Source organism: Pigmentiphaga sp. YJ18, from assembly GCF_038066655.1.
Taxonomy (GTDB): Bacteria; Pseudomonadota; Gammaproteobacteria; order Burkholderiales; family Burkholderiaceae_B; genus Pigmentiphaga.
In genome coordinates, this window is the sequence record NZ_JBBUKU010000001.1 from 1,236,768 (window position 1) to 1,250,236 (window position 13,469).

12 protein-coding genes are annotated in these 13,469 nt (G+C 67.3%); 8 read left to right on the forward strand and 4 right to left on the reverse strand.

Annotated elements, in window-relative coordinates; translation table 11 throughout:
- Positions 1–57 precede the first annotated feature (57 nt).
- Both WKR98_RS06080 and metH read left to right on the forward strand, forming a co-directional pair.
- Positions 58–1,302 carry a YbdK family carboxylate-amine ligase gene (locus tag WKR98_RS06080; RefSeq protein WP_124687291.1) on the forward strand — a complete coding sequence of 415 codons (1,245 nt, stop codon included), beginning with the start codon at positions 58–60 and terminating at the stop codon, positions 1,300–1,302.
- A gap of 123 nt (positions 1,303–1,425) precedes the next feature.
- Positions 1,426–5,196: a methionine synthase gene (gene metH / locus WKR98_RS06085; protein WP_341432363.1), complete on the forward strand. Its 3,771-nt coding sequence runs from the start codon at positions 1,426–1,428 to the stop codon at positions 5,194–5,196.
- A 21-nt stretch (positions 5,197–5,217) separates the two neighbouring features.
- Here the strand turns inward: metH and WKR98_RS06090 are convergent, their stop codons facing one another.
- From WKR98_RS06090 to WKR98_RS06100, 3 genes are all read right to left on the reverse strand, one after another.
- The gene (locus WKR98_RS06090) at positions 5,218–6,069 is read right to left on the reverse strand and encodes a nucleotidyl transferase AbiEii/AbiGii toxin family protein (protein WP_124687293.1); all 852 of its coding nucleotides are present in this window, start codon (positions 6,067–6,069) and stop codon (positions 5,218–5,220) included.
- Positions 6,066–6,665, reverse strand: coding sequence for a type IV toxin-antitoxin system AbiEi family antitoxin domain-containing protein (locus WKR98_RS06095; protein ID WP_124687294.1), 600 nt, complete (start codon positions 6,663–6,665; stop codon positions 6,066–6,068). The genes WKR98_RS06090 and WKR98_RS06095 overlap by 4 nt, the downstream gene beginning before the upstream one ends.
- A 69-nt stretch (positions 6,666–6,734) precedes the next feature.
- Positions 6,735–7,757 (reverse strand): LacI family DNA-binding transcriptional regulator, encoded by a 1,023-nt coding sequence (locus WKR98_RS06100; protein ID WP_124687295.1) that lies wholly within the window; start codon positions 7,755–7,757, stop codon positions 6,735–6,737.
- Positions 7,758–7,854: 97 nt separating this feature from the next.
- On the opposite strand from WKR98_RS06100, the gene WKR98_RS06105 reads away from it, so the two are divergent.
- Genes WKR98_RS06105 through WKR98_RS06130 form a run of 6 tightly spaced genes read left to right on the forward strand, consistent with a single transcriptional unit; the run spans position 7,855 to position 13,114 of the window.
- The gene (locus WKR98_RS06105; RefSeq protein ID WP_124687296.1) at positions 7,855–9,060 is read left to right on the forward strand and encodes a CaiB/BaiF CoA transferase family protein; all 1,206 of its coding nucleotides are present in this window, start codon (positions 7,855–7,857) and stop codon (positions 9,058–9,060) included.
- On the forward strand, positions 9,057–9,905 hold the full coding sequence (locus tag WKR98_RS06110; protein WP_341432365.1) for an HpcH/HpaI aldolase/citrate lyase family protein: 849 nt from the start codon (positions 9,057–9,059) through the stop codon (positions 9,903–9,905). Before WKR98_RS06105 ends, WKR98_RS06110 begins: the two co-directional genes overlap by 4 nt.
- 19 nt (positions 9,906–9,924) lie before the next feature.
- Positions 9,925–10,917, forward strand: a complete 993-nt coding sequence (locus tag WKR98_RS06115) for a Bug family tripartite tricarboxylate transporter substrate binding protein (RefSeq protein WP_124687298.1) — start codon at positions 9,925–9,927, stop codon at positions 10,915–10,917.
- A 24-nt stretch (positions 10,918–10,941) separates the two neighbouring features.
- Positions 10,942–11,913: a Bug family tripartite tricarboxylate transporter substrate binding protein gene (locus WKR98_RS06120; protein WP_124687299.1), complete on the forward strand. Its 972-nt coding sequence runs from the start codon at positions 10,942–10,944 to the stop codon at positions 11,911–11,913.
- Positions 11,914–11,918: 5 nt separating this feature from the next.
- Positions 11,919–12,785 carry an isocitrate lyase/PEP mutase family protein gene (locus WKR98_RS06125; protein ID WP_161567648.1) on the forward strand — a complete coding sequence of 289 codons (867 nt, stop codon included), beginning with the start codon at positions 11,919–11,921 and terminating at the stop codon, positions 12,783–12,785.
- 17 nt (positions 12,786–12,802) lie between these two features.
- Complete coding sequence (locus WKR98_RS06130) at positions 12,803–13,114, forward strand: YciI family protein (protein WP_124687301.1); 312 nt, start codon at positions 12,803–12,805, stop codon at positions 13,112–13,114.
- A 10-nt stretch (positions 13,115–13,124) separates the two neighbouring features.
- Here WKR98_RS06130 and WKR98_RS06135 read toward each other — a convergent pair whose 3' ends face one another.
- Positions 13,125–13,442 carry a YnfA family protein gene (locus WKR98_RS06135; protein ID WP_124687302.1) on the reverse strand — a complete coding sequence of 106 codons (318 nt, stop codon included), beginning with the start codon at positions 13,440–13,442 and terminating at the stop codon, positions 13,125–13,127.
- Between the last annotated feature and the right edge of the window lie 27 nt (positions 13,443–13,469).

Sequence of the window (13,469 nt, forward strand, 5' to 3'; positions counted from 1 at the left end):
CGGCGTCGCCCCCCGGGTAGATGACTCACCCCGGCCACCTTTCCAAAGGAGACCCCGATGCAGTCCATCGCATTCACGGCATCCGCGCCCAACACGCTGGGCATCGAGCTCGAACTCCAGATCGTCGATCCGCAAACCTTCGACTTGCGGGGCGCCGCCGAAGAGCTGCTTGCCCAGATCGCCAACCATCCCTACGCGGACCGGGTCAAACCCGAGATCACCCGGTCCATGATCGAACTGAATTCATCGGTGCACACCGATCCCGCCCGCCTGCTGGAAGAGATGCGCGAGATGCGCGACCTGCTGGTCGAGGCCGCCGACGCCGTTGGCGTGCGCGTGGCCGGCGGCGGCACGCACGCGTTCATGCGCTGGCATGACCGGACCATCTTCGATTCGCCCCGCTTCCAGTACCTGTCCGAGATGTACGGCTACCTGGCCCGCCAGTTCACGGTGTTCGGCCAGCACATCCACCTTGGCGTGCCCAGCGGCGATGCCGCGATCGCCATGACCCAGAAGCTGTCGCCCTACGTGCCGCACTTCATCGCGATGTCGGCCTCGTCGCCCTACTTCGAGGGGGTCGACACCCAGTTCGCGTGCAGCCGCCTGAACGCGCTGAACGCCTTCCCCATGTGCGGGCACCTGCCTCCCGAGGTGGAGGACTGGCACGGCTTCGAAGCCTACTTCGCCCAGCTGCAGGGCTCGGGCCTGATCGAGAGCATCAAGGACCTGTACTGGGACGTGCGGCCCAAGCCCGAGTTCGGCACCGTCGAGATCCGCGTCTGCGATACCCCGCTTACCGTCGAGAAGGCGTGCCAGCTGGCCGCTTTCGCGCAGGCGCTGGGCATCGTCCTGGCCGACGAGCCCACGCCCGGCGCCGAGGCGTGGATGGCCTACCGGACCAACCGCTTCCAGGCCACCCGCTTCGGCCTGCACGGCAACTACGTCGATCCCGTACAGGGCCGCATCCGCCTGAGCGAACACCTGCGCATGACCTTCGAGCGGCTGATGCCGGTGGCGCGCGGCCTGGGCACCGCGGACCTGCTGGAGGCCCTGCGCGAAGAAATCTTCACGCACGGCGGCGACAGCAAGTGGCTGCGGGCCCAGTACAACCGCGGCGAGGAAATCGCCGAGGTGGTCGAGGCGGCGGTGGGCGCCTGGCGCGGGGAAGCGCCGACCGAGGTCGAGCCGCGCCTGCCCGAACTGCCCGCGCGCCGTCGGGTGCGGGCCAGTTCCGAGCCCATCCTGAACCTGGACGGCATGAAGCCGTTCGCGTTCAAGCGGCTGGGCGGGCGGCTGCACTGAATCGCGGACCCCGGCGCGGCGGGCGCCGCCGGGAGAGTCCTTGGTAAAATGGCGGATTCGACTTAGCCGGCAGCCCGCCGCGGTCAGCGCATCGCCAGGGTTGCCCATCGAGGCCGCCCGCCCATGTCTTACCCCGCCCTTCCGTATCCTCCCTCGTCCTACACGCGTGGCGCCGACTTTGCGCGCCTCCTGACCGAGCGCATCCTGATCCTGGATGGCGCGATGGGCACCATGATCCAGCGCTACAAGCTGGACGAGGCGGCGTTCCGGGGCGAGCGCTTCGCCGCGCACGGCAAGGACGTGCGCGGCAACAACGAACTCCTCAGCCTGACCCGGCCCGACGTCATCCTGGAAATCCACCGGGGCTACCTGGCCGCGGGCGCGGACATCCTCGAGACCAACACCTTCGGCGCGACCTCCATTGCCCAGGGCGACTACGAGCTGCCCGAACTGGCCTACGAGTTGAACCTGGCCTCGGCCAGGCTGGCGCGCCAGGCCTGCGACGAATTCGGCACGCCGGAGCGGCCGCGCTTCGTGGCCGGCGCGCTGGGGCCCCAGCCCAAGACGGCGTCGATCTCGCCCGACGTGAACGATCCGGCGGCGCGCAACGTGACCTTCGACGAACTGCGCGCGGCCTATGCCGAGCAGTTGAACGGGCTGCTGGACGGTGGCATCGACCTCGTGCTGATCGAGACCATCTTCGACACGCTGAACGCCAAGGCGGCCATCTTCGCCGTCGAGGAAGTGTTCGAGGCGCGCGGCGAGCGCCTGCCCGTCATGGTCTCGGGCACGGTCACCGACGCCTCCGGGCGCATCCTGTCGGGGCAGACGGTCGAGGCCTTCTGGAACTCGGTGCGGCACGCGCGCCCGATCACCATCGGCCTGAACTGCGCGCTGGGCGCAGCGCTGATGCGCCCCTACATCGCCGAGCTGTCCAAGATCAGCGATACCTTCGTCTGTGTCTATCCGAACGCCGGCCTGCCCAATCCGCTGAGCGACACCGGCTTCGACGAAACCCCGGAAGACACCTCGCGCCTGCTGGAAGAGTTCGCGCGCGCCGGCTTCGTCAACGTCGTGGGCGGCTGCTGCGGCACCACGCCCGATCACATCCGCGCCATCGCCGACAAGGTGGCCGGCCTGCCGCTGCGCCAGCCCCCGGTGATCGAGCCGAAGATGCGGCTGTCGGGTCTCGAGGCGCTGAACATCGACGAAGAGACCCTGTTCGTCAACGTGGGCGAGCGCACCAACGTGACCGGCAGCAAGATGTTCGCGCGCCTGATCCGCGAGGAAAAATTCGACGAGGCGCTGGCCGTGGCCCGCCAGCAGGTCGAGAACGGCGCGCAGATCATCGACATCAACATGGACGAGGCCATGCTGGATTCGCAGGCCAGCATGGCGCGCTTCCTGAACCTGATCGCCTCCGAGCCCGATATCTCGCGCGTGCCGGTCATGATCGACAGCTCCAAATGGAGCGTGATCGAGGCCGGCCTGAAATGCGTGCAGGGCAAGTGCGTCGTCAACTCGATCTCGATGAAGGAAGGCATCGAACCCTTCCTGCACCAGGCCCGGCTGTGCCGCCGCTACGGCGCGGCGGTGGTGGTCATGGCCTTCGACGAGAAGGGCCAGGCCGACACCCTGCAGCGCCGCATCGACATCTGCGGCCGCGCCTACCAGTTGCTGGTGGACGAGGTGGGCTTTCCGCCCGAGGACATCATCTTCGATCCGAACGTGTTCGCCATCGCCACCGGCATCGACGAGCACAACCACTACGCCGTCGACTTCATCGAGGGCACGCGCTGGATCCGGCAGAACCTGCCGCACGCCAAGGTGTCGGGCGGCATTTCCAACGTCAGCTTCTCGTTCCGCGGCAACGAGCCCATGCGCGAAGCCATCCACACGGTCTTCCTGTACCACGCCATCCGCGAAGGCCTGACCATGGGCATCGTCAACGCCGGCCAGCTGGGCGTGTACGCCGACCTGGATCCGGTGCTGCGCGACCTGGTCGAGGACGTGGTGCTGGACCGCGCCGAGCCGTTCGGCCGCAAGGACCCGGACGACGAACGCTCCTCCACCGAGCGGCTGGTGCAGTTCGCCGACACGATCAAGGGCTCGGGCGCGAAGAAGGAAGAAGACCTGGCCTGGCGCAGCCTGCCCTACGGCGAGCGGCTGACGCACTCGCTGGTGCATGGCATCAACGCCTACATCGTCGAGGACACCGAGGAAGCCCGCCAGGCCGTGGACGCGCGCGGCGGCCGCACCATCGAGGTGATCGAGGGGCCGCTGATGGACGGCATGAACGTCGTGGGCGACTTGTTCGGCTCGGGCAAGATGTTCCTGCCGCAGGTGGTGAAATCCGCCCGTGTGATGAAGCAGGCCGTGGCGCACCTCATCCCCTTCATCGAGGAAGAGAAGCGCCAGATCGAGGCCGCCGGCGGCGACGTCCGCTCCAAGGGCAAGATCGTCATCGCCACGGTCAAGGGCGACGTGCACGACATCGGCAAGAACATCGTCAGCGTCGTGCTCCAGTGCAACAACTTCGAAGTCGTCAACATGGGCGTCATGGTGCCGGCCACCGAGATCCTGGCCAAGGCCAAGGAAGAGAACGCCGACATCGTCGGGCTTTCGGGCCTGATCACGCCCAGCCTGGAGGAAATGGCCTACGTCGCCTCCGAGATGCAGCGCGACGACTACTTCCGCGAACGCAACCTGCCGCTGCTGATCGGCGGCGCCACCACCAGCCGCGTGCACACGGCCGTGAAGATCGCGCCGCACTACGAAGGCCCCGTCATCTACGTGACCGACGCCAGCCGTTCGGTGGGCGTGGCGCAGAGCCTCGTGTCGGACCAGGCCGCGCAATATATCGCCGGCATCAAGAGCGAGTACGAGCGCGTGCGCGAACAGTACGCCAACCGCAAGGCCACGCCGCTGATCCCGCTGGCCGAGGCGCGCGCCAACAAGCCGCCCATCGCGTGGGACGGCTACCAGCCGCCGCGGCCCAAGTTCATCGGCCGCCGCACGTTCAAGAACTTCGACCTGGCGGAAATCGCGCGCTACATCGACTGGCAGCCCTTCTTCCAGACCTGGGACCTGCACGGCGCCTTCCCCGCCATCCTGGACGACGCGGTGGTGGGCGACTCGGCGCGCAAGGTCCACGCCGACGGCCTGGACCTGCTCAAGCGCGTGATCGAGGGCCGCTGGCTGACCGCCAACGGCGTCGTCGCCTTCTATCCGGCCAACAGCGTCAACGACGACGACATCGAAATCTACGCCGACGAGTCGCGGCAGAAGGTCCTGTTCACCTGGCGCAACCTGCGCCAGCAGACCGCCAAGCGCGAAGGCGTGGACAACAAGTGCCTGGCCGACTTCATCGCGCCCAAGGACAGCGGCATCGCCGACTACATCGGCATGTTCGCCGTCACCTCCGGCCTGGGCATCGAGAAGTGGGAAGCCGAGTTCCAGAAGCAGCTCGACGACTACTCCAGCATCATGCTCAAGGCCATCGCCGACCGGCTGGCCGAGGCCTTCGCCGAAGCCATGCACGAGCGCGTGCGCAAGGACCTGTGGGGCTACGCCGCCGACGAGACGCTGGACAACGAGGCGCTGATCAAGGAAGCCTATCGCGGCATCCGCCCCGCGCCCGGCTACCCGGCCTGCCCGGAGCACACCGTCAAGCGCGACATGTTCGAGACCATGGCCTGCCAGGACATCGGCATGGAACTGACCGACAGCCTGGCCATGTACCCCGCCGCCGCCGTGTCCGGCTTCTACTTCAGCCATCCCGAGTCGCAGTACTTCAATGTCGGGAAGATCGGCGAAGACCAGCTGGCGGACTATGCGGCGCGCAGCGGACGCAGCGAGGACGAGCTGCGGCGGGCGTTGATGAGCAGTTTGTAAGGGCCGCCGGGATCTTCGGGGCTATGCGTGCATCGCGGCCAGCAAGGCCGGGCGTATGGCTCCAACGATCTCGTCCAGCGGCATCTGGGGCAATTCATTCTTGCGCAGGAATGCCTCCCATTGCTGCCTTTTTCGCCTGTCCTGTGCGAACTCGTCAGCCAATCCCAAGGGTGTGCCGCCGGGAATGGGCGTACCTCGCCGCCCAAATGTCGCGTGCACAGCCTGGGTCAGGATTGCCCCATCGATTTCCGCATGCTGAACCAACACCCATAGATCGAAATAATCTTTCATGCGTGTGTTGCCCATGCCGAGCGAGACGATGGCTTCCAACTTTTCCGCGATGACGGTGTATTGCGGATAGACGTGGAGCTGCGGCGCGGGCATTTCGTCCAGGATGACAGGGTATTGAGCCTCTTCGGGGCCGGGGACCACCGCATCGCCGAAACCGATATCGATCTGCACCGGGCATCGTGCTCCATCCAGCAAGCCCAGCAGGTTCACTCGGATGCCGGCGTAGTTGGCTTCTTTGCGAATTTTCGCTGCCCTGACCGTACCAGGTTGGAAGAGCACCCCGTCATCGCACGCAATGGCACAGATCTCCTGAAATACCTTGATCAGATGCGGCACTTCCGCCTGCGTGAAGCCAAGCAGGTCGGCGTCGTGTGTTGGACGATGCGGCATGTCGAACCACAGGTCGAACAGCAAGGATCCCTTCAACAGGAAGTGGCCTCGATACGTCGAGCGGCTCAGGCGGTACAGGATGCGTTCCAATGCGTAGCGCCCGAGCAGCAAATTGAAGTCCTGCCGGTTGACCCGAGCCTTGTTGAGCAGCCTTGCTCGTACGGAGGCTGCGGTATTGCGGGCATTCGTCATTCCAGGCTTTCCAGATACGGGCGCATGACGTTGGCTACCCGGCAAAGGCTTGCGTAGTGCCACAGCTCTTCACTGGTCATACGTTTTGCTCTCCACGATTCACGCAGCGCTTCCAGGGCCACGTCCAGGCCAATCTTGTTGCGGTACTTGAAGCAGTCTGCCACGGTCTTGGCAACCCCAGTGACACGGATGAGGACACCATCGACCATATGCTCTTCCACCCCTTCGCTCAGGGCCGTGGCGGAAAACCGCACGATGCGCAGCGGCGGATAGCCAAGCCTGGGCACCGCGGCCTTGCCACCGATGGCTATCCATACCTCATGCGGGGCCTGAGTCGTCAGACCGTGGAACCGCAGTGCCGACAGCAGGCAGATGACTCCCTTGGGAACTCGCCGGGCGACTTCCGCCAGTGTCGTGTGTTCGGAGATCTGGCGAGATGGCAGGCCATACAGCCCTCGCCCCAGGCGTTGCAGCTGTCCCTGGCGCACGGCGCGAGTCAGGGCCACGCGGGCAATGCCCAGCGGCGCCAGATCTCGCGCGCGAATCAGCCCCGCCTCGCGGGCTATCGCCAGTAGCTTGTCGGCAGCGGTATCCATCGGTTCATTTTGTTCCGATAGATGGGATAAGGTCAATAATTTCCGATTTTTCGGAACAGTGTTGGTTGCCTACGCCCCCGCCGGCGGCCGCAGCGTGCACCCCGGGCTGAACGTCAGCGGATAGGCCCCCAGCCCCGTCTGCGCGATGGCCGTCTCGCCGGGCGCCTGGATGCGGGCCAGCAGGTAGCGCATCGCGTCCTGGCCCATCCGTTCCGCCGACACGACGATGGCGCTGAGCGCCGGTGGTGCGATCCCGCCGTATCCCAGCAGCGAGAGCTGCTGCGGGATGCGGATCTCCCGCAGCAGGCTTGCCTCGAAAACGAGCTGGGCGTGGATGGAGTGCGGGACGAACAGCGCGGTGGGGCGACGGCTGGCGGGCGGGGCCATGAGCCGGTCGAAGGCCGCCAGGACTTCCTCGCGCGACCGCACGTCGGCCACCACCGTCGTCTCCACGCGCGGCGCGGCGGCATCGACGATTTCCCGGAAGCCCTCCAGGCGCGCCTGCATGTTGGCCAGGCGCATGTCCCCCAGGACCGCGGCCACGCGCACATGTCCCGCCTGCAGCAGCAGCCGCGCGCCCAGGCGTCCGGTTTCCCGGTCGTCCGGCGCGAAGCAGGGGGTGTCGCGGCCGCCGTCTATCGGCCGGTTGATCACGACATGCGGCAGGTGCGCACGCCGCAGGGGCGCGAAGCGGTCGTCGTCGGCACGGCCGGCGGCGATCAGCACGCCGTCGCACTGGCCTTCCGTCAGCGGGGTGACGACATCGGCGCCGGTCTCGTCGATGTCGCTCAGGTGCATGAGGATGACGTTGTAGCCCGCCTGCTGTGCCACGTGTTCCGCGCCGCGGAAGATCAGGGAGTGGAAAGGGTTGGTGATGTCGGGCGTCAGCATCGCGACGATCCGGCTGCGTCCCGTCTTGAGCGACCGGCCCAGGCGGTCCGGGCGGTAACCCGCGCGCTCGGCCAGGGCCAGGATCCGGGCCCGTTTCGCTTCCGACACCCGTACGCCCGGCACCCGACGCAGCACGCGCGATACCAGGGAAACGTCGACCTGCAGCTCGGCGGCCAGGGACTTGAGGGTGGGCTTGGGCATCGACTCTTACGCTTCCTGGAAAACTGTTTTGTCAGATTATCGCCCCATGGCGGGGTCGGTTGCTTCATAATGGTCAAACGTTTGATCACGGCACATCATGAACGATACCCGTCCTTTGCGAGGCTTGTCGGTCGTCGAATTCGGCAATTTCATCGCCGGTCCCTATGCCTGCATGCTGCTGGCCGACATGGGGGCCGACGTCATCAAGGTCGAGTCCATCGACGGCGGCGACATGGCGCGGCACACGCCGCCTTTCGTCGATGGCCACAGCGCCAGCTTCATGGCATTGAACCGCAACAAGCGCAGCATCGCACTCGATCTCAAGACGGACGCGGGGCGCGAGGTCGCGATCCGGCTGATCCAGCGCGCCGACGCGCTGGTCGAGAATTTCCGGCCGGGCGTGATGGACAAGCTGGGCCTGGGCAAGGAGGCCATGACCGCGCTCAACCCCCGGCTGGTGTACGTGGCGGTCTCGGGATTCGGCCAGACGTCGTCGGAGCGCGGCCATGCCGCGGTGAACCTGATCATCGAGGCGGCGTCAGGGACGCTGTCGGTCAGCGGCGAGCCGGGCCGGATGCCCGTGCGCCCCGGTATCCAGACGGGCGACATGATAGGCGCGCTGTTCGCCGCCTATGCGGCCCTGAGCGGACTGCTGGGCGCGGCCCGGCATGGCGAGGGGCGCTTCGCCGACGTCTCGCTGATCGAGGCCTCGGTCGGCGCGGCCGCCTTCGAGACCGCCGAGTACCTGGCGACCCATCGCGTTCCCCTGCCGCTGGGCAACCGGCACCGCCTGACCGCGCCCTACCAGTTGTTCGAGACGCGGGACGGCCGCCACGTCGCGCTGGGCGCGCCGAACGATGCGCTGTTCGGGCGCCTGTGCCAGGTGCTGGGGGTGGAGCCGCTGGTGGCGGATCCGCGCTTTGCCCGCTATGCCGACAGGAAACGCCACGAGGAAGAACTGGTGCCGCTGATCCAGGCCGAGGTGGCCGGATGGGGCGCCGACGAATTGGTCCAGGCGCTGCGGCAGGCCGGTGTGCCGTGCAGTCTGGTGCGCAATTACGAGGAAGTGCTGCGTGGGGGACACGGCACCGAGCGGGGCCTGGTCGCCATCGCGCCCCACGCGGAGCTGGGCAGCTACGAGACGGTGCGCAACCCCATCCTGTTCGACCATGGGACGCCGGCCATCACGCGCGGCGCGCCGCTGCTGGGCGAGCACACCGGTGAACTGCTGGCCGAGCTGGGTTATGCGGAATCCGAGAGGCTCGCGCTGGTGGATGCTGGCGCGGCGGGAGGACGGGCGTGAACGACGACCGCCACGCGAAGACCTGGTTGTTCGTGCCCGCGCATCGGCCCGAGCTGGTGGCGAAGGCCCTGGCCTCGGCGGCCGACGGCGTCATGCTCGACCTCGAGGACGCCGTGCCGGACGAGTGCAAGGCGCAGGCCAGGGCCGCCCTGCCGGCGATCCCGCCCAGGGCGCACGGTCGGACGTGGGTACGCGTCAACGCGCGGGCCACCGCTTGGCATGCCGATGACGTGCGGGCGGCGATGCAGGCGCCGAGCGTCCAGGGTGTGCTGTGCCCCAAGGTCGAGGACGTGGCCGACCTCATCGCGCCCGGCGTCCTGGCCGCGCGGCCGGGCATGGCACAGGGCGCGCTGGTGGAGAGCGCCTTGGGCGTCATGCGCCTGTTCGGCATGCTTGAACGGGTGCCGGATGTGGGCATGGTCATGTTCGGGGGCGCCGAGGGCGCCGACCTCATGACCGATCTCGGCTGCGGCTGGAGCATAGACGGCCCGGAACTGCTGCATGCCCGGCAGCACACGGTGTTGTCGGCGCGGGGCTTCAAGCGCGTCGCGCTGGTGGACGGTGTCTATGCGCGCGTGGACGACACGGAAGGGCTTGCGCGCGACACCCGGTTGTCGCGCGGCCTGGGCTTTCGCGCCCGGGCCGTGGTCCATCCCTCGCAGATAGCCGTGGTCAACGATATCTATGCGCCGACGGTCGACGAAACCGCCTGGGCCACCGAGGTCGTCCAGGCCTTCGAGGCCGCGGTCGACCATGGCACGGCCGCTCTGCGCCTGCGCGGCCGGCTGGTCGATGCGGCGATGTACAAGGCGGCCCGCCTGACGTTGGGCAAGAGCGATCAATAACGATAGGGAAGGAGACACCATGCACAGGAAGACCGGTCGATCGGATGCCCTCTGCATCCTGCTGCCCGCCGCGGCCGCGTTGCTGATATCCCCGCTCGCGTCGGGGCAGGAAAACCATGCCCGGCCGATACGCATGATCGTGCCGTTCTCGGCGGGCGCGTCCCCCGACGTCATGACTCGCATCGTCGCCGATACGCTGAGCCGGCAGCTCGGCACGCCGGTCATTGTCGAGAACAAGGCTGGCGCGGGCGGCAACATCGGCGCGGAATACGCCGCCCGGCAGCCGGGCGACGGCCACACCATCTTCGTGGGCAGCACGGCGAACCTGGCGGTGAACAAGACCCTGTACGCGCAGCTGCCCTACGATCCGGAGCGCGATTTCCGCCCCGTCAGCATCGCCTGGGTGACCCGCAACGTGCTGATCGTGCCGGCCGGCGCGCCCTATCGTTCGGTGCAGGACGTGATCGCCCGGGCCCGCACCGAACCCGGCAAGCTCACCTATGGATCGCCGGGGCCGGGCACCGCGGGCCACCTGATCGGCGAGCTGTTCCAGACCGCCACGCACACCAAGGTGACCCACGTTCCCTACAAGGGACAGAACCAGGTCGTGACCGACCTCTTGGGCGGGCACATCGATTTTTCCTTCGAGACCATAGGCAGCGCGCTGCCCAACATCGAGTCCGGCAAGGTCCGGGCCCTGGCCATCACCGGGGCGGATCGCCATCCCAAGCTGCCCGACACGCCCACCTTCTCGGAGGCCGGCGTACCCAGCGTGGACCGGCTGCAAGGCTGGGCCATGTTCGCCGTGCCGGCCTCGACCCCGCCCGGTGTGGTCCAGCGCGTGCAGTCGGAGCTGGCGAAGGCGCTGGCCGACGAGGCGACACGCGCCAAGCTGACCGGGCTGGGCGTCGATCTGCGCATCACCACGCCCGAGCAGACGCGCCAGTTCCTGAAGGAAGAAGTCGAACACTGGGGCGCAGTGGTCCGCAGCGCCGGCATCCGCTTCGATTGACAAGAACCCACGAGGAGACATCCGATGAAATACTTGCCGCTTGCCGTGCTCGGCGCATCGCTGGCCGCGCCGACGCTTGCCGCCGCCCGCGACGCCGGGGCATTTCCGTCGCACCCGATCACCATCGTTGTGCCCTTCGCCGCTGGCGGCAGCACCGACACGCTCGCGCGGTCCGTCGCGCAGAAGCTGGGGGAGCGCCTGGGTACGACGGTCGTGGTCGAGAACAAGGCGGGCGCGGCGGGTGCCATCGGTGCCCAGGCGGTGGCCGCGGCGGCGCCGGACGGCCATACGCTGCTGGTGGCCACCACCAGCACGCACAGCATCCTGCCGGCGCTGCGCAAGCTGTCCTACGACAGCGACGCCAGTTTCGAGCCCGTCATCGGACTGGGCACCGCGCCCAACGTGCTGGTCGTCAGCCCGACGCTGCCGGTGTCCAACATCGCGGAGTTCATCCGCTACGCGAAACAGAACCCAGGCAAACTCAGCTTTTCCTCCAGCGGCGCGGGCACCATCACCCACCTGATCGGCGAGAACTTCAAGCTGCTGGCCGGCATCGATGCCGTGCACATCCCCTACAAGACCGGCGTGCAGGCCGTGCCCGACATCACCTCGGGCCGCGTCAGCTTCGCCTTCGACAGCGTGGTGTGGACCCTGCCCCAGGCGCGGCAGGAAAAGGTCAAGGCCCTGGCGATCACCAGCGCCGCGCGTTCGCCGCTGGCGCCCGAGCTGCCCACGCTGAGCGAAAGTGGCCTGAGCGGCTTCGAGGGCATCACCTGGTTCGGCATCATGGCGCCCAAGGGTGTGCCGGCGCCGGTGGTCGGCAAACTGAACACCGAAATCAACGCCATCCTGCAGGACCCCGCCATTAGGAAGCAGCTCGAAGCACAGGGCGCGGAGCCCATGGGCGGCGCGCCGGGCCGGCTTTCCGCGCTGATGCGCGCGGAGGCGGAGAAATGGCAGTCCGTCATCAAGGCGGCAAAAGTTACCTTGGAGTAGGCAGCATGCAAGAGTTCGAGAACACCCAAAGCTTTCGCCAACTGGTTCAGACCGAGCGCCCGCTGGTGCTGCCGGGCGCGCACGATGCCCTGTCCGCGCTGCTGATCAGGCAGGCCGGTTTCAAGGCCTATTTCATCGGCGGCTTTCCCCTGGTGGGCGCGCGCTACGGGCTGCCCGACATCGGTCTGGCCGCGCTGGGCGAAATCGCGGCCGGCATCCGCGACATCATGGCCGCATCCGACCTGCCGGTGCTGGTGGACGTGGACAACGGCTATGGCGATATCAAGAACGTCGTCCACTCGGTCCACACCTACGAGAAGCTCGGCGCCCAGGCACTGTTCTTCGAGGACCAGGTCTCGCCCAAGCGGTGCGGGCACATCGCCGGCAAGACGCTGCTGTCCACCGAGGACATGGAGACCCGCATCCGCGCCGCGGCCGAGAACCGGCTGAACCCGGACACCTTCATCATCGCCCGTACCGACGCGCGCGAGGTCTACGACCTGGACGAGGCGCTGCGGCGCGGCGAGCGCTACGCGAAAGCCGGCGCCGACGGCATCTTCATCGAGGCGCCCGAATCGGTCGAGGAACTGGAGACCATAGGCAAGTCGCTGGACGCCACGCTCATGGCCAACATGCTCGAAGGCGGCCGCACGCCCATCCTGCGGCCCGCCGAACTCGAACAACTGGGCTTTCGCATCGTGATCTACGGCATCAATCTCCTGATGCATGCCACAAAGACCATGCGCGAGTGCCTGGAAGACATCCGTTCGGGCGAACTCAGGCTGACCGGCCGCGGCGTGAGTTTCGAGGAATACAAACGGATCGTCGGCTTCTATGACTGGGCCGCGCTCGAAGATCGCTACGCCAGATAATCCCGTGGAGTAACGCCATGTTGTATGTCTTCCATCTGCTGGACAACAGGCAGCCGGGCATTCCCGAACTCCGGGCGAGCGTGCGGCCGGACCACAAGCAATACCTGGAGCGCGTCCGGGACCGGATCGCGTTCGCCGGTCCGCTGCTGGGCGGGGGAGGCGACGAGGACTTCGTCGGCAGCCTGCTCGTCATCGATTTCGACAGCGAAGCGGACGCGCGGGCCTGGCTCGAGGGCGAACCGTTCACCCGCGCCGGCGTGTACGGCGAGCGGCGGATGCATGCGTTCCAGAGCCTGTGGCCGCAGCGGGCGGGGTTCGTTGCGGGGTGAACCGGCAGGCTCAGCGAGGCTGGAAGATGATGATGCCCATGCCGGCCAGCGCCACCGCCGCGCCCGCTACATCCCACGACGTGGGCCGTATGCCGTCCACGGCCCACAGCCACACGATGGCGGCGCCGATGTAGACGCCCCCATAGGCGGCATAGACCCGGCCGGCCGCGGTGGGATGCAGGGTCAGCAGCCAGGCGAACAGCGCCAGGCTGGCCGCCGCGGGAAGCAGCAGCCAGGCGGAGCGGCCTTCCCGCAGCCACAAGTAGGGAAGGTAGCAGCCGACGATCTCCGCCAAGGCGGTGGCGACGTAGAGAAGAAAGGTGCGCATGCCGGCATTGTGGCATGCCTCTCTTCG